The following is a 20,766-nucleotide window of genomic DNA, read 5'->3' on the forward strand; positions in this document are numbered from 1 at the left end:
AGCGAGGGATCCCAAGTGCCCGCCCACGGGTGATTTGCCCTTGGCTCCAGCCCCGTAACGTCTTGTTCATACCCGCTTTCGGGTAGCGAACAAGGAGCAGAAATGACCGAATCCACGCAGCATCTGACAGCGCAGGCCCAGCCGGAAACCCCCGCGTTTACTCAAAGATCCTGGCTCAAAACGACCGCCATGGTCAGCGGCTTGGCCGTGGCCATGCTGGCAACCAACGCGCTGGCCGCCTGGCCGCGCAACCCTGTGGCCGCGCTGGCTATCGGCCCGCTTCTGGCACTTGCCATGATCAGCCTGTACATCTGGACGGTAGGCCGGGTCGAGCACCGCAAGGCAGTGGAGCTAGGCGCTGCCAAGAGATGGCGGCACATACTGGCCGGCACCGGGCTCGGGTTGCTGATGTCCGGGGCGACCGTGGGCATCCTCGCACTGTGCGGCGCCTACGCGATCACCGGCTGGGGCTCTGTTTCCGGGATGCTGGCCGTAGCCGGAATGATGTGCGCTATCGCGGTGTCAGAGGAAGTATTCTTCCGCGGCGTCGTCTTCCGCTTGCTGCGCGGCCGCTGGGGCACAACGGTGGCGCTGGGTATCTCGGCCGTCCTCTTCGGGCTGGTCCATCTGGTGAATCCGGATGCCTCATTGTGGGGCGCCTTCGCCATCATGATCGAAGCAGGAATCATGCTGGGCGCCGCATACCTGGCTACCGGGTCCCTCTGGCTGGCCATCGGCGTGCACTTCGGCTGGAACTTCGCGATCACCGGCCTGTTCGGATCGGTCACCTCCGGCTCCGAAGCCCGCGAATCGCTGGTCACCGCGACCAGCAGCGGACCGGACTGGCTGTCCGGGGGAAGTTTCGGGCCAGAAGCCAGCATAGTGGCCATCTTGGTGTGCTCGGCAGCCATCGTCGTGTTCCTGGTTGTCGCCCGGAACCGCGCCAAAGCTAACTGAGGATTTCCAGCTCGCAGTTCGGAGGGACCCAACCCATGCCAGCCGCTGCCGAGAGGCCGCGCCGGCGCAGGGACCAATATCCATCAAGGATGGAACCCGAGCACAGCACTCCAGCGGTTGATGATTCCCTTCAAGCCTCCATGCCTCGCCAGAGTGTTCAGCGCTACCTTGCTGGAAGCCCTGAGTCCGGCCGGCCGCGCGTAAACCCGTCCTGCTGCCTCCACACGCAAAGAGGGAACGAATTTCAGGACGAAACTCCCCTGCGAAGCACAACTCAAATCCAAATCATCATGGATCGCAGATCCCTCGCGACATACTTCATGGCTCAGTTCTTCCCACAGGCTGCTTCTGAACGCCATATTGGACCCCCATAGCGGAACGGTCGCAAGAGCTGAACCCAAGCCGGCAAAATATCCGAAAGCGTAAACGACCGAGCCGAGTGTCCGGAGGCCCCGCGGAAGGTCGTAGAAATAACCGGGGCCGGTCAGAGCATCAATAGCGGGGTTCCCGGCGAATTCTTCATGGACCTTCTCAAGCCAATTGTCCGGCGGGATCGAATCGGCGTCACACCTCACAATGATCTCCGCCGAGGTTTGGTCGTAACCGGCACTTGCGGCGGCGGGGATGCCTCTAGTTCTCTCAACAATGACTTTTGCCCCGGCGGAACGAGCGATTTGAGCACTATCATCGGTGCATCCGTTATCAACCACGATGATCTCGTCTGCTTGCCGCGTCTGCGACGCAAGCTTTTCCAGTAGCGTTCGGAGATGGTGCTCGTCGTTCAGCACCGGGACTACTACGCTGATTCGCATGCGCGTCCGAAGCTCCTTATCCGCTTGATCCAGCACACTGCCAGGACAATGCCCAGCATGCCGGCGAGTAAATCAGTAATGCTGTCGCTGATTCCGACCCCGATACTCCGGGAAATCAAGAAGTAGCCAGCCCATTCTCCGATTTCCCACAGAACAGCCGCTAAGGATCCATTCACCAGCAGCCAGCCTGCTATTTTGTGTTCTTCAGCCGAGTTTGAAGGCGGTCTTAGAATCTTTCGATGAGTTGCGACGTCAAAGAGCAGGAGGGTGACAGTGGCCGTGGTAACGAAGTGGACTGCGAGGTCCAGCCACCAGATCACTTGGTACACGTCAAACGCGCTGAAAGCTCCAGCGGCTATGAAAACGAGTTGCCCCATCACATCTTGAGTACGCGACGCGGCATAGTACCGGAGCAACCAGGTCCCACCAGAAACCAGCGCCATCGCTGCCGCCGCGGCTGATCCGGCTGCCAGCAAAACAATTGGTATCAACACGAGCGCAGCTGCGCGCAGCGAATCACTCGTGTGCAGTCGAAAAGTCGATTCGTAACCTGTCGCGGTCACTTATTTCCTCCCACCACGCTGTTTGCCGGGCCTTGCAATTTGCAGTAAGGATACTGGTTTCGATGAGCCTTCACTAATTCCGGGGATTGGCCCACAACCCGCGTCATGCAGCCCGGCATCCGCAAACCCAGAAGGCACGCCATGCTCCGGACATGAGTCCTAATACCTGAATCGATGCCATCGACGGTTCATGCCACCTAGGCACCCGATCCTGGCCCTTGTGTACCCCGAGCCTGGGGCAGAATATACGAGGGCCCCGTTAAAGGAGCGCCTCGGCAAGATTACGATGATCGTCTGGAAATACACTCTAGTGAAGATCTCAGTTAGCCAGCAGCCCTGTATATATGCGACGGTGCGCTTCAGATAATGCCTGTCGTTGGCTCCTGCGCGCCTCCACATCCAGCCCGGGAATTTGCCGCAACTTCAGCTGATGCCGCACTGCCCTATTCAGGCTGGATTCATCGATCATTTCTCCATTCCATCTATATGGTTCCACGGAGGGATGCTGCCCCAGATAATGCCCGCAGTCTGGAACAACGACTGCGGCGCCAGCATCCAGGGCCGCTTCCAGCCATCCGGAGTGGGTGCCGAAGCGGTACGGCAGTACGCACACGTCCAAAGATCCCAAATAAGCGAATAACTGCGCTTCGGTGAAGTATGAGTGCGCTTCGAGTTCCCAGTCTCCCCGAGCGTGTCCGTCTATGAGTTGGCGTGCCAGGGCTGGCTGGTACTCCCGATTCTGTGGATCCAGGACTTCTTGATGGATATTGACCTGCAGGACTGTGCCGGGGATATCGGAGACGATGCGGGCCAGAGGCTGGAGCACAGCCGGGGAAATATTGGCTCGGACTTCCTTGAGATGCACACCCACCCGCCGCGTCCGCGACCCGGACTGACGTGGCTGTTTCTCACGGCGTTGGCGCAGCTCTCCCATCGTTGGAAAATCAATGACGTGCGGATGAGGCAGCACATGGGCAGTGCGTTTCCACTCAGCCGCAATCTGCGCGGCCGCTCCGTCTGTTAGGGTGATCAGCTCGTCAGCTGACGGAATAAGCACATCCAGCAATGCCCGGTGTGCGCGGGGGTCCGGTTGATGCGGATTTACCAGATCATGGACCGTATATACTAGGGGTTTCCCGGTTTCTTTCAATGCGCCGATTGTTTCTTCCATGCCATTCGGGTCCAACGCGTCAAATCCGAAATGGATGTGCATCAAGTCGAACTGACGCTGATTCTCCACAATCCACTGTGAGTTCAGCATTGCCGGTGGCCACCAAGCAGATTGGATGCTTTGTCCGCCATCGACCGGCCGCGGGTCCGGCAACCGCGCGATGTCGTACTCCTGGCCCTCCAACGGTTCCAGATGACGAATATAAACTTGGTCGTGGGGTACCGACGCTATACGAATGATGTTGGAAGCCTTCTGTGAAATCATGCTCAGTCCTCCTTTGGTGGTAGCTCTTCGATAGGGTCGAAGGCGAATGCGAAATTCCTATGCGAATGGTGCCTGATGCAATTCTCGATTCTGGTCATTGCCCACCGCCGTGCTGGGCACCTCCAACGGCTGTTGGATGGGGTCCAGCGCAGCTCGATGAAGCCCCAAGAGGTTGTGATTGTCTATATGGACGATCCTGCTCCTGCGCCGGTGGAATCCAGCCTTACGGTCAAGACTATTCATCTACGGTCCTTGCCTGGCGAGCGCGGCTTGCCTCTGGCCCGCGCGAGGAATACTGCTGCACGAAATGCCCGCACGGAGAATCTGGTATTCCTGGATATCGACTGCATACCGTCCAAAGAGTGCTTCGCCGGCATGCTCCGTACCCTCGCCTCGCAGCGTGCTCTGGTGATGGCAGAACCGAGATACCTGCGATCTGCTCTTCCTGCAGGAGCACCTCCGGAGGATTCGAAGTTGAGTGAACTGTCCGAGTCTCATCATGCTCGGTCCGGCCTCCCTCGGAATGTGCCCTGCCAGCTGCATGAAATGTTCTGGTCGCTGGCCTTTGCCATTAAATCTGGAGATTTCTCTGTATTGGAGGGGTTCTCCGAAGAGTACGAGGGGTACGGGGCCGAAGATACTGATTTCGCTTTCAAGGCACGCGAGAGCAATCTTCCGGTAGTTTTCATTCGGGAAACTGTATTCCACCAGCACCACGGAGTATTCAAACCGCCTTTGAACCACTTTTCGCAGATTGTGGAAAATGCCCAACAGTTCCGCCACCGGTGGGGAACATGGCCTATGGAAGGCTGGCTGGCAGCCTTTGCAAGCATGGATCTGGTTGCCTGGGACCGGGCAGCTGCCGATTTGGAAGTGCTTCGCGAACCGACATCTCTGCAAATCGAACGCGCTCGGAGCGACGATGCCTACTAGCATGGATGCTTCGTTACGCTAGCGACCATCCCGTGCAAGGCATCGGCAAATCCGTCATGGTCCCCAAACAACACCATCGCCAAGGCATCCGGGTTCTTGGAAGCAGCCACTGGCAAGAGTGCGTTCCAATCCACTGGCGTATTCCACGAAGCGAGCATCGGGTATCCGGTAGCACGGTGGAGCATGCGTGCATAGGCCATCTGTTCGCCAAACGGCCTTTCTTCCGGAATCAGCAGCGCAGGCTTGCGACAGCTCGCCGCCGCGACGACGGCATTGTGCCCTGTTGAAGTTATGATGACATCGGCATCGGCCATCCATTGTTCAGGGTTGGAAACTGTGCCGTGGCTGCGCAAATTATCGGGCATTGCGCCGGTAGCGCGTTGTACAGAACCCAGCACGTCCCAGGACCAGCTCGGCGCTGAGGCAGCGGCACGTGCAATTTCATCAAGGCTGATTGCCGCACCCAGTGAAGTTTGGACGGCAACCTTCCGGGATGCCTCCCGAGGGAAGCTCGTTCGGGGCCCAGGGTCGGAATAACCTACAGGGTCAGGGGACGGAAGGTAATAGCTCTTGCTCCCGTACCGTTGGAGATGGGAAGCTTCTTCAATGGATTCCGGGTAATAGGCGAACAGCGCATCTGCAATGCCATACCCCAATTCGTGCGCTTGATCTGTGCGTTGTCCTGGCATCCGGCGTAGTGCGACGCGGTATCCGCTCAGCCGGGCAAAAATAGCCACCTCCACAGAGACATCGACCATGACCAGATCCGGAGCGAATTGATACCACGCCTGATTCAATGTGGAAAATCGTTTAGTAATCCGAATGTCTGCCGGAGCATAGTGGAAGTAGCCGCCGGCTGTAATCTCACCAGCATGATTTTCCAAGATATCCGACGCCAATGGAACGTAATTCGTTCCTTCTGGAAGCAGCGCCTGGTTCATCGGTCCTGTGCTCGCTACCTGGACGTCAAACATCCTAGTTTCAACTATTCTGCGCGCATGGCGCAGATGCCCGGAGCCCATATGGTGTGCGTAGTAGGAAATTCTTGGTAATCTGCTCATCTGCGGCGATTTTCAGCAGAGGTCTTCAACGCGATTTCAACAAGTGCTTGTTCATATGAGTCGAGCATTCGATCATGTGAAAAACCGGCCGCTCTCTGGAACACAGCATCTCTGTCAAGAGTTCTTGCCCGCTCGATCGCTTCTACAAGGGACGCTGTATCGCAGCGCTCGGCTACGGCACCACCTGTAGGGCCGATAAGACCAGCCATTGCTCCAGATGGCAGGGCGGCAACAGGAGTGCCGCATGCCATCGCTTCCAAGGTGGTCAACCCGAAAGGCTCCTCCCAAAGCGGGGTGGAGAGAAACACTTCGCTCATGCTGATCATCTTGCTGAGCTCAGTGTGTGTCAGATGACCACGGTATTGAATCTGTTCATCAAGTCCAGGGGCGATCAGCTTGTCAAAATATTCCTGGTCCTGGATCGGGCCCGCCATAACCAATTGCATGCCAGCGGCACGAGCGGCCGTAATGGCGATGTGGGGACCTTTTTCCGGTGTAATCCGGCCGCTCCATGAAGCCAAGCCCGAGCGATATGACGTTTCACGGGCCGACGACCAGCTGGCGATGTCAATTCCGTTTTCGATTATGTGCAGTTGTGGGATCCAAGTTTTCCACGCTCGTGCATTGGAGCTCGATACAGTAGCGAAAAGGTGCCTGGTATGGGGATTTCCCTGTTGCTCCAGGACCCTGACGATCCGTGGCAGAGGGGGAGTGTGCAGAATGTGAAAGGTCGGGATGTCCTGAAGCTGCTCATGCGGAACAGGACTGAGCGAATTATTGATTACGACGTCGAAATTTCCCGCATGGATTCTATCGATAGCACTTTGCATAGCACCATCCAAAATCTGATGCTGCATATTCGTCAGGTCGTCATCGGGATACCCGCGCACTACATAGGACTCTGGAAGCATTGGTTCAAGTTCTGCGTTCGCCATTACGTCGAACTCATCGCTGCCCTCCTTGGCGAATAGGCGAACAGAATGTCCTCTCGATGCCAAACCGGCAACGAGATGTGCGGTATGCGATTCCATACCACCAGCAAAAGGCGCCCGAATGGGGTGATGCAGGTGCGCAAGCACAGCGATTCGCAGAGTCGCTGGCGAACCGAATAACTGAAATGCCATCTCCGGTTTAGCCTTTCGGATTGCTTTCAAGGGTCATCTGACTATGGATCGAAGAATATCTTTCTTCCGCTCTCGTCGTTGCGCTTCTTCGTATCTCCCAGCAATCGTCAGGTTTCATGATCTTGCATTGTCTGCACTTCTCCGGATTGCGCCTTGCAACATCCGTCGAAATACTCTTGGGATGCGCCCACCAGCATGGCAACCGGGACAGAGCATCGTTCGATAAGTCGATCACACGTATCCAATATTGGCGTTCTCACCATCACGTCGTGCGCGCTATCCAACTGATGCTGTTGGCCATGAATCAGTTGCGGATCTGCGGAATCCTGCGAACGGCGAAAGCGTCGGGAAGAGCCGCCCGTGCGAGATGGACGATGTGGCTAGTTACCGGTTCGCCGGCTTGGCCGCTTGTACCTGAGATAGCGGCGCATCCACCTGTCGACACCCAGAAGGACCCTAGCCCCAGATCGACACCCACGACGGATAGCAAGTGCGAATGAACCGCAGCAGCCGGCGCCGGTGGCCGATCAGGCAGTCCGCGTGAACGGCTGGCTCCATAATCCGCGTCAGGTTGGTCCACGCTGTCCCTGAAAGAATGGTTCGCGAATGAGTCCAACCGAGCGGCCGTCCACGAGTTCCGGACATCCCGGAACCGAGTCCAAATGTGCCGGCCTCGCTCGGTTCACTAGGGACTTGTCCGTGTGCTGCCGATGGGATGTGCATCCAGGTACACGCCGTGGAAATACGAGTCGTTTCTACATTGAGTCCGGCCGATCAGCGAGTTGCCCGAGCATCGCTCCCAGCCCTGCGGCCAGGACATGTGCTTGCTCCAAGGGCATCCACCAGCATTCCCAGGACTCAGCTGCGCCGCCGTGCGCGGGATCTGATTCACCGGCAATCCAACGCCGTGCAAGATCTTGCCGGGCAACCTTGAGCTGGAAGTAGTGGCGGTTTGCGATTTCATCTCTCATGGGCCGCACGTCGTAGGCCAAGATTCCCAGTTCCCGCGTGATGATCCCTTCCAGCCCAGTTTCTTCCAAGAGCTCGCGTCCGGCTGCTTCACGAGGGGTTTCACCCGGTTCGATGGTGCCGGCAGGTACTTGAACCCCGGTGACATGCATGGGGTGCTGCAAGTGCGTGAAGACCAGCAGGTGGTTATCTTGGACGACGTAGCAGACAGCTTTTTCTTTCACGCGCGGCATTGCTTGAGAATACCAGCAGAGCCAGCACCGGCCAGAGCCCTAGCCTTGGCACCTGTCCGAGGCATTTGGGGCCGCAGCAGCGCAGCGCCGTTCCGGGGAAAAGCTCTTGGGCATGCAGGCAGCCTTAGACGCTGTCTGCTAGAGATTTGAGCTTCAGGCGTTGCTGCTCCCACTGACCGGGAGTGAGCTCTGGCAGGTTAGGCGCTGAAGGGCGCAGACCAATGAAACCGTCCAACTGCTCGCGGACGATATCCAGGTGTCCGGCATGACGGTGCGATTCGGCGATCATATGCACCAGAAGCCGTTGCACCGTGGTGTGCCGATGCTTATTCCACCACGGCACCACCGCTGGCGAATCCAGCTCCAGCTCATCGAGAACACCATCGGCTGCGGCAATCGTTTCCTTGTATAGGGATATTGCATCATCCAAGGACATCCCCGGTGGCGGCAGGAAGTCTGCCTGCTCATCTTCGGAATCGATAATGCTCCGGATGACCGGATCCTGGATTTTCCGGCCCAGGCAGGCAATGAAGTATCCGGCCTCGTTGACGGCCAGATGCAGCAGCAGCCCCATGACGTGGGTACCTGTCGAGGACATGGGAGTCCGTGCCTGGGCATCGTCCAGACCTTCGCATTTCCACAAGACCGCTTCGCGTGCGTCATTGAGATATTCGCGCAGCAGCGCCAAGCTATCGAGTTTTCCGATTGGCATGAGCCGAGTCTATTACTTCACCGGACACAGGAACATAGGCAGATCAGGACAGGTTGAGGTCTGGGTTCCAGCAAGGGAATCTGCGGCTTAAGCTGTTCCTTCAGGATGCTCGTCGGCCCAGCGATGGGCACGTGAAACCAGCTGCTCGGATAATCCTGCAAGCTCTCCCTTGCCGCTGCCCATGGCCAATCCCAGCAAGAAGGTGCTCAAGGGCGCTGCCGGGCGGGCAACCTCGTGAGCCACATGCTTGGCGGCATCCAGCACGGTGGCAATATCCACTTCACCGGAGTCCAGGCCCAATTCCTTGGCGGCGGCTTCCAGCCAGTCGTTCAGTGCTTCTGGTGGCAGGTGCTGTGCCATGCGCGTCCTTTCGTTGCGGCGGACGCTTTCCAGCGCCTGCGGGGTATCGATATCACTGCTTGTTTCATCATCCACCGGAACTTGTGCCAGGTGAAGCTGGTTCAATGCGCGCCGTACCGGCGCGTTGACGAGGTTCTCGCCAAGTTCATCGCAGGCCAAGGCCAACGCCGCGGTGCGGTAGATCCCGGCCAGCCATTGGGTGTGGCCTTGGGCATCAACCAGCAGCAGGCCATCAGTGTCCCGCTGCTCGAAGTTCTTGGTCAATGCGGTGGAGACCGCGACCGGGCGTTGCAAATCGCAGGCCAGGACCATGGTCCATTCGCTCGCGGTTTCACTGCTGAGTTCCTTCAACCCCGCGGCAATGCCCGCCAAGGGACCGGCAAATGGTGGGTCTTCACGCACTACCCAGTCGGCTTTGGTTCCCGCAGTATCCGGGCCAACCACGATAACTCGGGCGGCTCCCGCCTTGCGGGTCGCTGCCACCACACGGTCCACCAGGCGCTGGCCATGCAATTGCAGTTCCGCCTTGCCCGCACCGCCCAAGCGGGTTCCTCGGCCCCCGGCAAGGACCAGGGCGTCGAAGCCGATGGCGTTCGAATGACTCATGGAACCATCCTCAGGACTTCGACCTCATCGCCGGGATTGACCTGGGTGATCCCTGCCGGGACCAGGGCATAGCCCTGGGCCGCACCGAAGCCGCCTACCGAGTGGGAAATGCTCTGCGCTTGGACTGCGGGGGCACAGCGCAACTGCTCTCCATGTTCGAATACGACCGGGATGACCTGGACGCGTCCAGCGGCGGCGCGCCAACCTACCGCGGCCACTGCTCGCAAGGTAGGACGCAGCACGTCGCGGTGGCCCTGCATGGCACGCAGGCATGGTCGCACGAACAGCTCGAAGCTCACCGCGGCGCTGACCGGGTTGCCCGGCAGGGCGAAGACCATCGCGCCTGCTGCCAGCCGCCCGGCGCACTGCGGCTGGCCCGGACGGATCTTCACCCGCACCGCCTGCACTTGAGGTTCTGCTTCCAGCGCTTGGCGCATGACGTCATAGGCGCCCGGTCCCACTCCTCCGGTACTGAGCACGGCATCGTGGGTGGCGCCAAGGATCGCCAGCTGCTCGCGCACTGCTTCAATGTCATCGACGCAGTGCACTACGGTAGTGGCCTGGATTCCTGATTCTGCCAGCAGCCCCGCCATCAGCAAGGAGTTGGTTTCCGGGATCTGTCCGCGCGTCAGCGCTTGGCCGGGAGTACGCAATTCTGCTCCGGTGATCAGTACCGCCACCTTGGGCATGGTGCGCACCTCCAGCGTGCTGGATCCGGCTGCGGCCAAGGCTGAGAGCCGTGCCGCGGTTAGTTCCTCGCCGGCGTAGGCCATCGGTTCCCCGGCATTCTTGTCTTCCCCGCTGCGGCGGATGTCCTTGCCAGCAGGAACCTGCACATTGACCTGCACGGTCTTCACATCCCAGCCATCAACCGCGGCCGAGGTGTCCTCGATGCGCACCACTGCGTCAGCATCCGACGGGATCGGGGCACCGGTCATGATTTTCACGCACTGGCCTGCCTCCAGCACCGGATTCCAGCCGCTTCCAGCCGGCACTTCACCGATCACATCCAGCGCCGCCGGAGCAGTTGCGGTATCGGCCGAGCGCACCGCGTAGCCATCCATGGCCGAGTTGTCCCACAGCGGCAGCGGGTGCGCTGAGGCAACATCCTGGGCCAGCACTGCACCATGCAATGCGGTGAAACCGCCGGCCACCGCAATCCGTTGCGGGGCCACGGGCACCACCTGCGAGAGCAGCCGCGAACGGTGCACTTCAAGTTCTATGGGGTCATTTCCGGTGCTCATGATTGCTCTTCCTGAATGCTTATCGGGTGCTGCGCGGGCAGCGTGGCCACCACGGCGCGCACAAAGCGATTGGCCGGGGCGGCAAAGACCTCGGCCACGGTGCCCTGCTGGATGATCTGTCCGCGCTCAAGCACCAGCAGGTCATCGGCGAGCGCCAAGGTATCGGCGGCCGAATGCGAGACCACGATGGCGCTGGTTGCGGTGCGCGCCAGCTCTTCGCGCACCAGGGCGCGCATGTCCATGGCGGCCTCGACATCCAGCGAAGCGAAGGGTTCGTCGATGAGCAGGATCTTCGGCTTGGCGGCCAGGGCGCGCGCCAGGGCGATGCGCTGCCGCTGTCCGCCAGACAGTACCTCGGGCCGGTGGCTGGCGGTTTCTTCCAGTCCCAGTCTCGCGAGCCATTCGCTGGCGGCGGCCGTGGCCGCGGACTTCTCCAGTCCCCCGGCCCGGGCGCCAAAGGCAATGTTCTTCAAGGCGTCCAGGTGCGGAAACAGATGCGGGTCCTGGCCCAGCAGCCCGACTTCGCGCAGGTGCGGCGGACGGTGCAGCTTCGCATCGGCCAGCACCGTGCCGGACAGTTCGATGCGCCCCCGGGTGATCTTCTGGATCCCGGCGATGGCGTGGACGATGGTGGACTTGCCCGAACCGCTGGGGCCCATCATTGCCAGCGTGCTGCCGGCGGGCACCGCGAATTCAACGTCTACGTCGAATCCGGTGCGCGGCACCTGCAGGTTTACCTTGAGCGTCATTTCAGTGCTCCCGGGCGCCAGGCACGCACCAGCAGCAGCACCAGAACTGCGGTGGCCAGCAGCAGCAGCGAGAGTGCGACAGCCGAGTCTCGTCCGGCCCCGGCACCGTTGAATGCGGTGTAGATGGCCAGCGGCATGGTCTGGGTGACACCCGGCGCATTGCCGGCAAATAGCGCGGTGGCGCCGAACTCGCCGATGGCCCGCGCGAAGCACAGGATGATGCCGGCGACCAGGCCCGGGGCGGCCAGCGGCAGGGTGATGCGGGTGAGCACCATCCAGCGCCCTGCGCCCAAGGTGGCGGCTGCCTGCTCATAGCCTTGGCCAGCGGCACGCAAGGAGCCTTCGACGGAGAGCACGAGGAATGGCAGTGCAACGAAACTTTGTGCAATCACCACCGCGGCGGTGGAGAACGGCAGGGAGATCCCCCACATGGAATCAATGAACTGGCCAATGGGGCTGGTGCGCCCGAACAGGAAGAGCAGTGCGACGCCGCCTACCATCGGCGGCAGCACCAGCGGGACGGCGATCAAGGCCCGCAATAGCTGGGCTACGCGGGTGGAGCTGCGGGCCATCAATACCGCCAGTGGCACGCCGAGCAACACGCACAGCACGGTGGCGGCCACCCCGGTGCGCAAACTCAGCCACAGTGCGGCGAGCGCTTCTTCACTGGTGGCATCGGCCACCAGCGTGGACCAGCTGGCCCGCGAAATCAGTGCGAGCAGCGGAAGCACCAGCAGTGCCACGCCCAGCAACGCCGGTGCAATGGCGAAGCCTGGAACCCGTACCCCGGTATCGCTAGCCATTAGCCTGCGCGGCCCCGGTACCAAAGCCGTGCTTCTCCAGAATCTGCTGGCCGCGCTCGCTGCTCACGAAATCCACGAAGGCCTGCGCGCCAGGATTTTCACCCAGTGCTGCGATCGGGTAGGTGTTCACAATGTCTTCTGCCCCATCGGGCACGATCGCCGCAACGTTCCCGTCATCGAGTACGTCGGTGGCGTAGACCAGCCCGGCATCTGCTTCACCGGCGGCCACTTTCTGCAGCACCGCGGTGACATTCTGTTCCTGGCTGGCCGGGGTGACTTGCACGCCGCTGGCTTCAAGCAATCGCTGCGAAGCCGCGCCGCAGGGTACCTGTGGTGCGCACAGCACCATAGTGGCCTGTGAAAGGTCCTGCAGGGAATCGATATCCGCCGGGTTATCCTGCGGCACGGCGATCACCAAGGTGTTGCTGGCAAAGATCACCGGCTCGTGGCCGAACCCGGCTTCAGTTACCTCTGACATGTTGCGTTCATCGGCCGAAGCGAAGACATCCACGTTGGCGCCTTCGAGGATCTGCGTGGCCAGGGTAGAAGAGCCGTCATAGGTGATGCTGGAGATCTGCACTTCGGGGTGTTCGGCTGTGAATTCTTCGGAGATCTGCTCGAAGGCACCTTGCAGGGAGGCTGCTGCCGCAATGGTGATTGGTTCCCCGGTGCTGTTGCCGCTCGCCGAGCAGCCAGTCAGGAACAACCCGGCCACGGTGGCTAGCACCGTGCAGCGAAGGGCCAGCGGCCAACGTACGCGCATGAATTCTCCAGAAATTGTGCTTTAAGCCCATGCTACAACCGCGCTGAGGTCTACCGGCTTATTTTACGCACTGATTTGCGTTTTCAGACGACTCCCTATCGCCTAGGACCCAACCGGGTTAAGCTGGGAAGCATGAAAGCTCCATTGGCAGGGGAAATACTGGATGCCCGTTCTCGGCCCCTGCATGACTTGCGGATTTCGGTCACGGACCGTTGCAATTTCCGGTGCGTGTACTGCATGCCCAAGGAAATTTTCGGCCGTGACTTCCAATTCCGCGAGCGCTCGGAGCTGCTGAGTTTCGAAGAGATTGAGCGTCTGGCTCGCATTTCGGTTTCTCTTGGCGTGACCAAGCTGCGCCTGACCGGTGGCGAACCATTGCTGCGCCGCGGCATCGTGGATCTGGTGGCAATGCTCTCCAACCTGCGCACGCCCGAAGGCAAACGCATTGACCTGGCAATGACCACCAACGGCTCGGCGTTGCCAGTGCTCGCACCTGCCCTCAAAGAAGCCGGCCTGAACCGCGTCACCATCTCGCTGGACTCGCTGGATGATGAAAAGTTCAAAGCCATCAATGACGTGAATTTCCCTGTCTCCAAGGTCTTGGAAGCCATCCAGGTGGCCCGCGAGGTCGGCCTGGGACCGGTGAAGATCAACACCGTGATCAAGCGCGGGGTCAATGACAGCGAGATCCTTTCGCTGGCCGAGCATTTCCGCGGCACCGGGAACATCCTGCGCTTCATTGAATTCATGGACGTCGGCACCACCAATGGCTGGAAGCTGGATGAAGTGCTCCCATCTGCTGAAGTGGTCTCCATGATCAACGAACGATGGGCGCTGGAACCAGTCACCAAGACCGAACCGGGCGAGACCGCCAACCGCTGGCGCTACAAGGACGGGGCCGGGGAGATCGGCGTGATTTCCAGTGTCACCAATGCCTTCTGCGGCAACTGCTCACGCGCTCGCGTCTCGGCCGAAGGCCAGCTCTACACCTGCCTGTTTGCCGGTTCGGGCTATGACCTGCGCCAGCTGATGCGTGACGGAATCAGCGATGAGGACTTGGCGAAGGCGTTGACCGGCCACTGGCGCAAGCGCGATGACAATTACTCGGAGCTGCGCGCAGCGCTGACCCCGGGCAATCGCAAACGCATCGAAATGTCCTATATCGGCGGCTAGCCCATCGATTTCTGTCCGTCTAGGGATTCGCGGATGATGTCCGCATGTCCTGAGTGCTGGGTGGTTTCGGAAATGATGTGCAGCAAGGTGCGCCGCACGGACCAGTGCGTGTCGACGAACCACGGAGCTGAAGGCAGCTCATGCACGGTGTCCAGGTCCACCTCGGCCAACAGTGCGTCGGTGCGGTCGGCAACCTGCGTGTAGCTTTCCAACAGCGCCTCCAAGGTTTCGCCGGGCTGCATGCGGAATTCGGTGTGGAAGGCTTCGATCGCCTCGGGCGGCATCTGGCTGAAATCCGCTCCATCCCAGGCCATGGCCGCACGACCGTTGTCGATGAATCCCTGCCACTGCTCTTCCACGCCGGTCACGTGCTTGATCAACCCGCCAAGGGTCAGCTCGCTGGCCGTAGTGCGCTTTGAAGCCTGCTCATCATTCAGCCCCTGGGCAGTGAAGCGCAGGAAATGCCTCGCGTTGGCCAGAGCCTGGAACAGGTCGGCGCGTTCCCCCCTCAGGGTGGCGGTGTTGGTGTTGGCCATGGTGCTCATGATTGCCTCCTGGCATAAGCTGCAGCCGGTATTTCCAGCTGGTAATAACCAGACTAGAAGTGAAAAGTGCCAGTTTTTGTCCTAAATCAAGGCAGACTTGTTGCATGAGTACCAGCACCAGATTCTTGCGCTTGCTCTCGCTGTTGCAGACCCATCGCTATTGGTCCGGAGACGAGCTCGCCCAGCGTCTTGATGTCAGCCTGCGCACCGTTCGCCGGGACATCGACCGACTGCGCGACTTGGGCTACCCGGTGCAGGCCGATCGCGGAGTAGGTGGTGGTTACCAGCTCGCCTCGGGCACTGCTCTGCCTCCACTAGTACTCGACGACGAGGAAGCCGTGGCGCTGGTGGTCGCATTGCAGTCCACCGTGCACGGCGGGTCCTCCGCTCTGGCCGAGGCAGCGCTGCGGGCCATGGGAAAAGTGGTTCCAGTGCTTCCGGCCAGGCTCCGGAAGCGGGCCCAGGCGTTGACCGCGAGCACTGTCCCGCTCAATTCCCAGTCCTCTACAGCTGATCCAGTGGATCCAACGGTACTGGTGGCTTTGGCCCAGGCCTGCCGCGATCATGAACGAATCGCCTTCGAATACAAGGATGCCAAGGGCGCAGCAACCTCGCGCCGCGTAGAACCACTCCAGCTAGTGAACGTGGGAAACCGCTACTATCTGGTGGCTTTTGATCTGGACCGCGATGACTGGCGCAGTTTCCGCGTGGACCGCGCACAGAACCCTTCGCCAAGAGCATTGCGGTTCACTCCCCGTCCAGTGCCAGGTGGAGATGCCGCGGGGTTTGTCCGTGCAGCCTTGCGCGGCAGCGGTCAACAAGAGGTGAGCGCTCGGATTCACGCAAGCTCCGAAAAGCTGGAGCCACTCATCGGCCGATGGTTCCAGATCAAGCAGATCGACGCGAACAGCTGCCTTGTGCGCACCGAGAATATGGATCTGCGCTGGGCTGCGTTCGGGCTGGCGATGAGTGAGGCAAGAATCAGCGATGTGCAACCGCAGGAACTAAGCGCGCTGCTCGATTCTTGGTCGTCCAATCTTGCCTATCAGAACCCCAGCTAGGAATAGACTCGCTACTGGACCTAGTAATTGCTCAAAGTGATCCCCATCCCGCCATTCTCGACCTTCGCCGACAGCGCGTCGATGCAGTCAGCGGTCAGTGCGAGATAAACGGGCGTCGAGTCCGAAACAGAACTAATGCTCCAAAGATTCCAGCAAGGCTTCTGCGGTGATGTTGCCGAGCCAAAAATAAGCATGAATCGCTAACAAGACGTCGTCTACTGACTTCCCTATTGTCGACTCATAGTGGAGGGCGAGGAGCGCGCTGGCAACATTCGATATTGCTGCGTTCTGGCTGGACCGTGCCAGCTCAACTTCACGGAAGGCAAGGACGTAGCCAACAGTGAGCTTGCGTATGTCCTGTTTGGATAGAGTCTTCTGCGTCGGCTGTCCCAGTGTGCGTTGCATCGCCAAGATCGCCGTATCCGTGTCCGGAAGCGGCAAACATTCTTGTCGAAGCCTGGATACCAGGAATTCATTGCGAGGAATTTCTCTCGGAATGACTTCCCTGGAGTCGGTCTTGCTCCCTATGCCAAGACGATAGTCAGTCACTGAAAAGTCCCGCCTTGCACTAGTTGCATAATTTAGGCAATACCGGGTCTAAAGCCCAACCCATTCGGAGCTGCCGGAAGTGAAGTGCTGCTTCTTCCAGATCGGGACCTCGGCCTTGATGCGTTCCACTAGGTTCTCAATGGCTTCGAAGGCTTCTTTGCGGTGCGCGGCTGCAGAGGCAGCCACCAACGCGGCATCACCAATCTTCAGCGGACCCACGCGGTGCACAGCCGAGACCTTCAGGCCGGTGCGCTCTTCCTCCTCGGCGATGATCTTCTCCAGGAATTCCTGCGCTTGCGGGTGATGCGAGTAGTCCAGGGAATTCACCGACTGGCCACCATCGTGATTACGAATGATTCCGTGGAACATCACCAGCGCGCCGGCAGTGTCGGACTGCACGGCAGCGCGGACTGCGGCCTCATCGATAGGTTCTTCGGTGATCAGCGCGTAGCTCATGAGCGGTTTCCTTCGGTTGTTGCGGGTTTGGCCAGTAGCTGCGGTTCCACTGCGGCCAATGCGGGAAGCCCGCCTTCAAGATAGTTGGTTTTAATGCCTCGACTGGCGAGCAAGGAGGCTGCGCGTTGTGAACGCGGACCACGGGCGCAGTAGACCGTCACCTGTGCTGGGATCTGTTTCAGCTCGGTACCGGATTCGATGGCGGCCTCCAATTCAGGCAGTGGAAGGTGCAAGGAACCGGTGATGTGCTGTTGTGCGTGTTCGTCATCATTGCGCACATCCAACAAGACTGGCGCGTCAGTTCCGGCCAGCAATTCGGCGAGCGACTCGGCATCAATCCCCTCAGCCTCAGGCAGTGTTCCCGAGCAGAAGAGCACGTAATCGATCAGTTCACTGATTTCCGGTGCTTGCGGGTCGCGCGAGTATTCCAGGGTGCGGGTGCTGGCGGCCAGCGCATCATAGATCAGTACCTTGCCCACCAGCGGGGTGCCGATTCCGGCGATCAGCTTCAAGGCTTCAGTAGCCAGCAGCGAACCGACGGTTCCGCACAATCCGGGCAATACTCCCCCGGCCGCGCAATCCGGCACGGTGCCTGGGGCAGGCGGGACCGGAAACAGGTCGCGGTAACCCGGGCCGTGCTCATGCCAGGCCACGGAAACTTGTCCATGATGCTGCAGGATCGATCCCCAGATCAGCGGGATGCCCGAAAGCTGCGCGGCGTCATTGGACAGGTATCGGGTCGGGAAGTTGTCGCTGCCATCGATCACCAAGTCATAATTCGCAAAGATCTCTAGTGCGTTCGATGAATCCAGGCGCAGGTTATGCTCGATGATTTCCACATTGGGGTCCAGCGCCGTGGCGGCCTGCGCCAAGGAAGCGGTCTTGGCCAGGCCGATATTAGCGGTGGTATGCGTGACCTGGCGGTGCAGGTTGGATAGCTCCACCACGTCATCATCCACGATGCCGATGGTGCCTACCCCTGCTCCGACCAGATACGGGACGCTGGCGCTGCCTAGTCCGCCCGCCCCGATAACCAGTACCCGGGCGGCAGCCAGCCGGCGCTGCGCGGTGTCATCAAATCCGGGCAACGAGAGTTGGCGTGCAGCGCGTGCAGTCTGTTCCCCGCTCAGTGGCGGCCCGGGGGCCACAAGCGCGGGAAAATCGCGTTTGCTTTTCATCGTGCTCCTTATCGCCTAGACGCGATAGCATGAAGTCATGTCGAAGATTACGATACGCTACTTCGCTGCCGCGGCGGCAGCAGCGGGCTGCGAGCAGGAGAGCTGGGAACGCCCCGATACACTCGCCAGGCTGCGTAGCGAACTGATCAATTCCTACGGACCTGAAATGGCCCAGGTTTTGCGCGCCGGAAGTTTCCTGATCAACGGCGTGGTACGCCGCGATGCCGGCGAGCTGGGCACGGCCGACGATCTGACCGTGGACGTCCTGCCGCCGTTCGCAGGCGGATAGTCCATGTCCTGCACCCTGGAAAGCCATCGCGCGGAACTTGAAGAGCTGCTGTCCCCGGTCTTCGCCTGCCTGGACAGCGAAGTGCTGCCCATCGATAGCCCTGAGGCCAGCGATCGAATCCTCGGCGAGGACCAGTACGCCTTTTTGCCCATCCCTGCGTTCACCAATTCGCAGATGGATGGCTACGCTGCACGCAGCGCGGATCTGGCAGCAGCCTCGCTCCGCTCCCCCATCTCTTTGCCGTTGGGTTTCACGGCTGCCGCCGGCGACCGGCAAATACCCTTGGCTGAAGGCACGGTCAGTCCGGTGATGACAGGTGCGATGATCCCGCTGGGTGCTGACACTGTCATCCCCATCGAGGACAGCGGCTCTGGCGCTTTCCCGGAATTGGTTCGTGCCGGCGTTGGCACCCCCAGCGGCCACGCGGAATTCTCGGCCCCCAGCGCCGTGGGCCGCTTCATCCGCCCCGCCGGTGTTGATCTCGAAACCGGCGCTTTGGTGGCCAAGGCCGGAACCCGGCTGACCCCGACCATGATTGCCGCACTGGTTTCCAGCGGGCTGCGCGAAGTACCGGTGCGCCGGGCCTTGAAGGTGGCCGTGTGCACTACCGGGGACGAGCTCAGCGATGGGCAGCGTTCCCAGGGCCAGATCCCGGACTCGAATTCCCCCATGCTCGCAGCCTGGCTGCGCCGCTACCAGGTGCAGGTGCGCACCTTGCAGCTGCCCGATGATCCGCAGCGCTTCGCCCTGGCCATCGATGCCTTGCAGGAACAGGTTGACCTGATCGTAACCGTGGGCGGCATCAGCGCTGGAGCCTATGAGGTGGTCCGCCAAGCACTGTCGCCGCTAGGCGGGGTTTTCCATCATGTGGCCATCCAGCCCGGCGGCCCGCAAGGTTTCGCCCGACTGGCCAAGGCAGCGGTACTGTGCTTCCCCGGCAACCCGGTCAGTGCCCTGCTATCGGCAGAACTGTTTCTCGCCCCGCTGCTGCGAGGATTGAATGGGCTGCCGGAGCCCTTGTCCCGGTACTACCCGCTGGCAGCCGATGCCAGTTCCCCCGAGCATAAGCACCAGGTGCGCCGAGCGCTGATCTGCGATGGCCAGGTCACCATCCTGGATCCGGGATCCCACCTGGTCCACGACCTGGCCCGCGCCGACGCGCTGGTGCATATCCCGGTAGGCGTCAGCCAGCTGACTGCCGGCCAAAGCATTGAAACTTGGAGCATGAATGTCTGAGGAACTCACCCACCTGCGCGAAGACGGCAGCGCCCACATGGTCGATGTCAGCGACAAGGCCGTCACCAAGCGCGTGGCCACCGCCGAAGCCATCTTCGCTACTCGCCCGGATGTTGTCCCGATGCTGATGACCGGAGACCTGCCCAAGGGCGAGGCGTTGGGCACCGCACGGGTCGCTGGCATCATGGCGGCCAAGCGCACCTGGGAACTGATTCCGCTGTGCCACCCGCTGCCGATTTCCAAGGTGTCCATAGATTTCACCGCCGAGGAATCCGCGGTGCGCGTCACCGCCCAGGTGACCACCAAGGGGGTCACCGGGGTGGAAATGGAAGCTTTGACCGCGGCCAGCGTTGCCGCCTTGACCCTCTACGACATGGTCAAGGCCGTGGACAAGCACGCCGAGGTCCGCTCGGTGAAGGTATTGGCCAAGTCCGGAGGCAAGAGCGGTGACTGGGTTCGTGGAGACTAGCCGCACGGCGGCCGTGGTGGTTGCTTCGACCAGCGCCGCAGCAGGCACCGCCGAAGACAAGACCGGTCCGCTGATCACCCGGTGGCTGTCCGAGCGCGGCTTCGAGACCGGCGAGCCGATGGTGGTGGCCGACGGACAGCCGGTGCGTTTTGCCGTGGATGACCTGCTGGCCAACGACGCGCAGGTCGTGATCGTGACCGGCGGGACCGGGGTCTCACCGGATGACCAGTCCCCCGAAATGGTTGCCCCGCTGCTGGATGTCCAGCTGCCCGGAATCATCGAGGCCATCCGCCGGCGAGGAGAAGCCTCCACCGCGCTGTCCATCATTACCCGCGGGGTTGCAGGATTCGCCGGCAGCAGCTTCGTCATCACGTTGCCCGGGTCCACCGGCGGGGTGAAAGACGGGCTGGCCGTCCTGGATCCGATTCTGGAGCACCTGCTGGTCCAGCGCAGCGGCGGCACTGGGCACGGCCCGCGATAAGTTTT

Annotated in this window: 24 protein-coding genes; 8 read left to right on the plus strand and 16 right to left on the minus strand. The window is 60.6% G+C overall.

What is annotated here, in order from left to right; all coding sequences use genetic code 11:
* The first annotated feature begins 102 nt into the window (after positions 1 to 102).
* Positions 103 to 957: a CPBP family intramembrane glutamic endopeptidase gene (locus tag AB4Y71_RS12270; RefSeq protein WP_441720705.1), complete on the plus strand. Its 855-nt coding sequence runs from the start codon at positions 103 to 105 to the stop codon at positions 955 to 957.
* An 83-nt stretch (positions 958 to 1,040) separates the two neighbouring features.
* On the opposite strand, the gene AB4Y71_RS12275 is transcribed toward AB4Y71_RS12270, so the two are convergent.
* From AB4Y71_RS12275 to AB4Y71_RS12285, 3 genes are all read right to left on the minus strand, one after another.
* Complete coding sequence (locus AB4Y71_RS12275; protein WP_402473637.1) at positions 1,041 to 1,769, minus strand: glycosyltransferase family 2 protein; 729 nt, start codon at positions 1,767 to 1,769, stop codon at positions 1,041 to 1,043.
* Positions 1,754 to 2,332 (minus strand): hypothetical protein, encoded by a 579-nt coding sequence (locus AB4Y71_RS12280; RefSeq protein ID WP_441720708.1) that lies wholly within the window; start codon positions 2,330 to 2,332, stop codon positions 1,754 to 1,756. The genes AB4Y71_RS12275 and AB4Y71_RS12280 overlap by 16 nt, the downstream gene beginning before the upstream one ends.
* A 319-nt stretch (positions 2,333 to 2,651) precedes the next feature.
* Positions 2,652 to 3,767, minus strand: a complete 1,116-nt coding sequence (locus AB4Y71_RS12285) for a glycosyltransferase (RefSeq protein WP_441720710.1) — start codon at positions 3,765 to 3,767, stop codon at positions 2,652 to 2,654.
* A 75-nt stretch (positions 3,768 to 3,842) separates the two neighbouring features.
* Here AB4Y71_RS12285 and AB4Y71_RS12290 point away from each other — a divergent pair, with 75 nt between their 5' ends.
* Positions 3,843 to 4,700 (plus strand): glycosyltransferase family 2 protein, encoded by an 858-nt coding sequence (locus AB4Y71_RS12290; RefSeq protein ID WP_365943096.1) that lies wholly within the window; start codon positions 3,843 to 3,845, stop codon positions 4,698 to 4,700.
* On the opposite strand, the gene AB4Y71_RS12295 is transcribed toward AB4Y71_RS12290, so the two are convergent.
* From AB4Y71_RS12295 to modA, 9 genes are all read right to left on the minus strand, one after another.
* Positions 4,697 to 5,641, minus strand: coding sequence for a hypothetical protein (locus AB4Y71_RS12295; RefSeq protein WP_402473639.1), 945 nt, complete (start codon positions 5,639 to 5,641; stop codon positions 4,697 to 4,699). The genes AB4Y71_RS12290 and AB4Y71_RS12295 overlap by 4 nt on opposite strands.
* A gap of 116 nt (positions 5,642 to 5,757) precedes the next feature.
* Complete coding sequence (locus AB4Y71_RS12300; RefSeq protein ID WP_441720712.1) at positions 5,758 to 6,885, minus strand: glycosyltransferase; 1,128 nt, start codon at positions 6,883 to 6,885, stop codon at positions 5,758 to 5,760.
* Positions 6,886 to 7,640: 755 nt separating this feature from the next.
* Positions 7,641 to 8,087 (minus strand): NUDIX domain-containing protein, encoded by a 447-nt coding sequence (locus AB4Y71_RS12305; protein WP_441720714.1) that lies wholly within the window; start codon positions 8,085 to 8,087, stop codon positions 7,641 to 7,643.
* A 124-nt stretch (positions 8,088 to 8,211) separates the two neighbouring features.
* Positions 8,212 to 8,799 carry a DinB family protein gene (locus tag AB4Y71_RS12310; protein WP_441720716.1) on the minus strand — a complete coding sequence of 196 codons (588 nt, stop codon included), beginning with the start codon at positions 8,797 to 8,799 and terminating at the stop codon, positions 8,212 to 8,214.
* An 87-nt stretch (positions 8,800 to 8,886) separates the two neighbouring features.
* The gene (locus AB4Y71_RS12315) at positions 8,887 to 9,765 is read right to left on the minus strand and encodes an NTP transferase domain-containing protein (protein ID WP_441720717.1); all 879 of its coding nucleotides are present in this window, start codon (positions 9,763 to 9,765) and stop codon (positions 8,887 to 8,889) included.
* The gene (locus AB4Y71_RS12320; RefSeq protein WP_441720718.1) at positions 9,762 to 11,009 is read right to left on the minus strand and encodes a molybdopterin molybdotransferase MoeA; all 1,248 of its coding nucleotides are present in this window, start codon (positions 11,007 to 11,009) and stop codon (positions 9,762 to 9,764) included. The genes AB4Y71_RS12315 and AB4Y71_RS12320 overlap by 4 nt, the downstream gene beginning before the upstream one ends.
* Complete coding sequence (locus AB4Y71_RS12325) at positions 11,006 to 11,758, minus strand: ATP-binding cassette domain-containing protein (protein ID WP_441720720.1); 753 nt, start codon at positions 11,756 to 11,758, stop codon at positions 11,006 to 11,008. The genes AB4Y71_RS12320 and AB4Y71_RS12325 overlap by 4 nt, the downstream gene beginning before the upstream one ends.
* Entirely contained in the window at positions 11,755 to 12,561 is an 807-nt protein-coding gene (locus AB4Y71_RS12330) for an ABC transporter permease (protein WP_441720721.1), read from the minus strand. Before AB4Y71_RS12330 ends, AB4Y71_RS12325 begins: the two co-directional genes overlap by 4 nt.
* Entirely contained in the window at positions 12,554 to 13,324 is a 771-nt protein-coding gene (modA, locus tag AB4Y71_RS12335) for a molybdate ABC transporter substrate-binding protein (RefSeq protein ID WP_441720723.1), read from the minus strand. The genes AB4Y71_RS12330 and modA overlap by 8 nt, the downstream gene beginning before the upstream one ends.
* A 132-nt stretch (positions 13,325 to 13,456) precedes the next feature.
* Between modA and moaA the strand changes: the two genes are divergently transcribed.
* Positions 13,457 to 14,497: a GTP 3',8-cyclase MoaA gene (moaA, locus tag AB4Y71_RS12340; protein WP_013347848.1), complete on the plus strand. Its 1,041-nt coding sequence runs from the start codon at positions 13,457 to 13,459 to the stop codon at positions 14,495 to 14,497.
* Here the strand turns inward: moaA and AB4Y71_RS12345 are convergent.
* Positions 14,494 to 15,042 carry a DinB family protein gene (locus AB4Y71_RS12345; protein WP_441720725.1) on the minus strand — a complete coding sequence of 183 codons (549 nt, stop codon included), beginning with the start codon at positions 15,040 to 15,042 and terminating at the stop codon, positions 14,494 to 14,496. The two genes, moaA and AB4Y71_RS12345, sit on opposite strands and share 4 nt — an antisense overlap.
* Before the next feature lie 104 nt (positions 15,043 to 15,146).
* On the opposite strand from AB4Y71_RS12345, the gene AB4Y71_RS12350 reads away from it, so the two are divergent.
* Complete coding sequence (locus tag AB4Y71_RS12350; RefSeq protein WP_441720727.1) at positions 15,147 to 16,103, plus strand: helix-turn-helix transcriptional regulator; 957 nt, start codon at positions 15,147 to 15,149, stop codon at positions 16,101 to 16,103.
* A 132-nt stretch (positions 16,104 to 16,235) separates the two neighbouring features.
* On the opposite strand, the gene AB4Y71_RS12355 is transcribed toward AB4Y71_RS12350, so the two are convergent.
* From AB4Y71_RS12355 to AB4Y71_RS12365, 3 genes are read right to left on the minus strand one after another with little or no spacing between them, the layout of a single operon-like run.
* The gene (locus tag AB4Y71_RS12355; protein ID WP_441720729.1) at positions 16,236 to 16,652 is read right to left on the minus strand and encodes a hypothetical protein; all 417 of its coding nucleotides are present in this window, start codon (positions 16,650 to 16,652) and stop codon (positions 16,236 to 16,238) included.
* Between the two features lie 48 nt (positions 16,653 to 16,700).
* Positions 16,701 to 17,108, minus strand: coding sequence for a molybdenum cofactor biosynthesis protein MoaE (locus tag AB4Y71_RS12360; protein WP_013347844.1), 408 nt, complete (start codon positions 17,106 to 17,108; stop codon positions 16,701 to 16,703).
* Positions 17,105 to 18,286 (minus strand): ThiF family adenylyltransferase, encoded by a 1,182-nt coding sequence (locus tag AB4Y71_RS12365; RefSeq protein WP_441720731.1) that lies wholly within the window; start codon positions 18,284 to 18,286, stop codon positions 17,105 to 17,107. Before AB4Y71_RS12365 ends, AB4Y71_RS12360 begins: the two co-directional genes overlap by 4 nt.
* Before the next feature lie 37 nt (positions 18,287 to 18,323).
* Between AB4Y71_RS12365 and AB4Y71_RS12370 the strand changes: the two genes are divergently transcribed.
* From AB4Y71_RS12370 to AB4Y71_RS12385, 4 genes are read left to right on the plus strand one after another with little or no spacing between them, the layout of a single operon-like run.
* Positions 18,324 to 18,575: a MoaD/ThiS family protein gene (locus tag AB4Y71_RS12370; RefSeq protein WP_441720733.1), complete on the plus strand. Its 252-nt coding sequence runs from the start codon at positions 18,324 to 18,326 to the stop codon at positions 18,573 to 18,575.
* A 3-nt stretch (positions 18,576 to 18,578) separates the two neighbouring features.
* Positions 18,579 to 19,811, plus strand: coding sequence for a molybdopterin molybdotransferase MoeA (locus AB4Y71_RS12375; protein WP_441720735.1), 1,233 nt, complete (start codon positions 18,579 to 18,581; stop codon positions 19,809 to 19,811).
* Positions 19,804 to 20,280, plus strand: a complete 477-nt coding sequence (moaC, locus tag AB4Y71_RS12380; protein ID WP_441720737.1) for a cyclic pyranopterin monophosphate synthase MoaC — start codon at positions 19,804 to 19,806, stop codon at positions 20,278 to 20,280. Before AB4Y71_RS12375 ends, moaC begins: the two co-directional genes overlap by 8 nt.
* Positions 20,270 to 20,761, plus strand: coding sequence for a MogA/MoaB family molybdenum cofactor biosynthesis protein (locus AB4Y71_RS12385; RefSeq protein WP_441720739.1), 492 nt, complete (start codon positions 20,270 to 20,272; stop codon positions 20,759 to 20,761). The genes moaC and AB4Y71_RS12385 overlap by 11 nt, the downstream gene beginning before the upstream one ends.
* Positions 20,762 to 20,766: the final 5 nt, after the last annotated feature.

This window comes from Glutamicibacter sp. MCAF14 (assembly GCF_052114325.1).
In the GTDB taxonomy this organism is placed as follows: Bacteria; Actinomycetota; Actinomycetes; order Actinomycetales; family Micrococcaceae; genus Glutamicibacter; species Glutamicibacter arilaitensis.

Coding starts and splice junctions, on each gene's coding strand:
- AB4Y71_RS12270 (WP_441720705.1), top strand. CDS start 103: ATGACCGAATCCACGCAGCATCTGACAGCGCAGGCCCAGCCGGAAACC.
- AB4Y71_RS12275 (WP_402473637.1), bottom strand. CDS start 1,769: ATGCGAATCAGCGTAGTAGTCCCGGTGCTGAACGACGAGCACCATCTC.
- AB4Y71_RS12285 (WP_441720710.1), bottom strand. CDS start 3,767: ATGATTTCACAGAAGGCTTCCAACATCATTCGTATAGCGTCGGTACCC.
- AB4Y71_RS12290 (WP_365943096.1), top strand. CDS start 3,843: ATGCAATTCTCGATTCTGGTCATTGCCCACCGCCGTGCTGGGCACCTC.
- AB4Y71_RS12295 (WP_402473639.1), bottom strand. CDS start 5,641: ATGAACCAGGCGCTGCTTCCAGAAGGAACGAATTACGTTCCATTGGCG.
- AB4Y71_RS12300 (WP_441720712.1), bottom strand. CDS start 6,885: ATGGCATTTCAGTTATTCGGTTCGCCAGCGACTCTGCGAATCGCTGTG.
- AB4Y71_RS12305 (WP_441720714.1), bottom strand. CDS start 8,087: ATGCCGCGCGTGAAAGAAAAAGCTGTCTGCTACGTCGTCCAAGATAAC.
- AB4Y71_RS12310 (WP_441720716.1), bottom strand. CDS start 8,799: ATGCCAATCGGAAAACTCGATAGCTTGGCGCTGCTGCGCGAATATCTC.
- AB4Y71_RS12315 (WP_441720717.1), bottom strand. CDS start 9,765: ATGAGTCATTCGAACGCCATCGGCTTCGACGCCCTGGTCCTTGCCGGG.
- AB4Y71_RS12320 (WP_441720718.1), bottom strand. CDS start 11,009: ATGAGCACCGGAAATGACCCCATAGAACTTGAAGTGCACCGTTCGCGG.
- AB4Y71_RS12325 (WP_441720720.1), bottom strand. CDS start 11,758: ATGACGCTCAAGGTAAACCTGCAGGTGCCGCGCACCGGATTCGACGTA.
- AB4Y71_RS12330 (WP_441720721.1), bottom strand. CDS start 12,561: ATGGCTAGCGATACCGGGGTACGGGTTCCAGGCTTCGCCATTGCACCG.
- modA (WP_441720723.1), bottom strand. CDS start 13,324: ATGCGCGTACGTTGGCCGCTGGCCCTTCGCTGCACGGTGCTAGCCACC.
- moaA (WP_013347848.1), top strand. CDS start 13,457: ATGAAAGCTCCATTGGCAGGGGAAATACTGGATGCCCGTTCTCGGCCC.
- AB4Y71_RS12345 (WP_441720725.1), bottom strand. CDS start 15,042: ATGAGCACCATGGCCAACACCAACACCGCCACCCTGAGGGGGGAACGC.
- AB4Y71_RS12350 (WP_441720727.1), top strand. CDS start 15,147: ATGAGTACCAGCACCAGATTCTTGCGCTTGCTCTCGCTGTTGCAGACC.
- AB4Y71_RS12360 (WP_013347844.1), bottom strand. CDS start 17,108: ATGAGCTACGCGCTGATCACCGAAGAACCTATCGATGAGGCCGCAGTC.
- AB4Y71_RS12365 (WP_441720731.1), bottom strand. CDS start 18,286: ATGAAAAGCAAACGCGATTTTCCCGCGCTTGTGGCCCCCGGGCCGCCA.
- AB4Y71_RS12370 (WP_441720733.1), top strand. CDS start 18,324: ATGTCGAAGATTACGATACGCTACTTCGCTGCCGCGGCGGCAGCAGCG.
- AB4Y71_RS12375 (WP_441720735.1), top strand. CDS start 18,579: ATGTCCTGCACCCTGGAAAGCCATCGCGCGGAACTTGAAGAGCTGCTG.
- moaC (WP_441720737.1), top strand. CDS start 19,804: ATGTCTGAGGAACTCACCCACCTGCGCGAAGACGGCAGCGCCCACATG.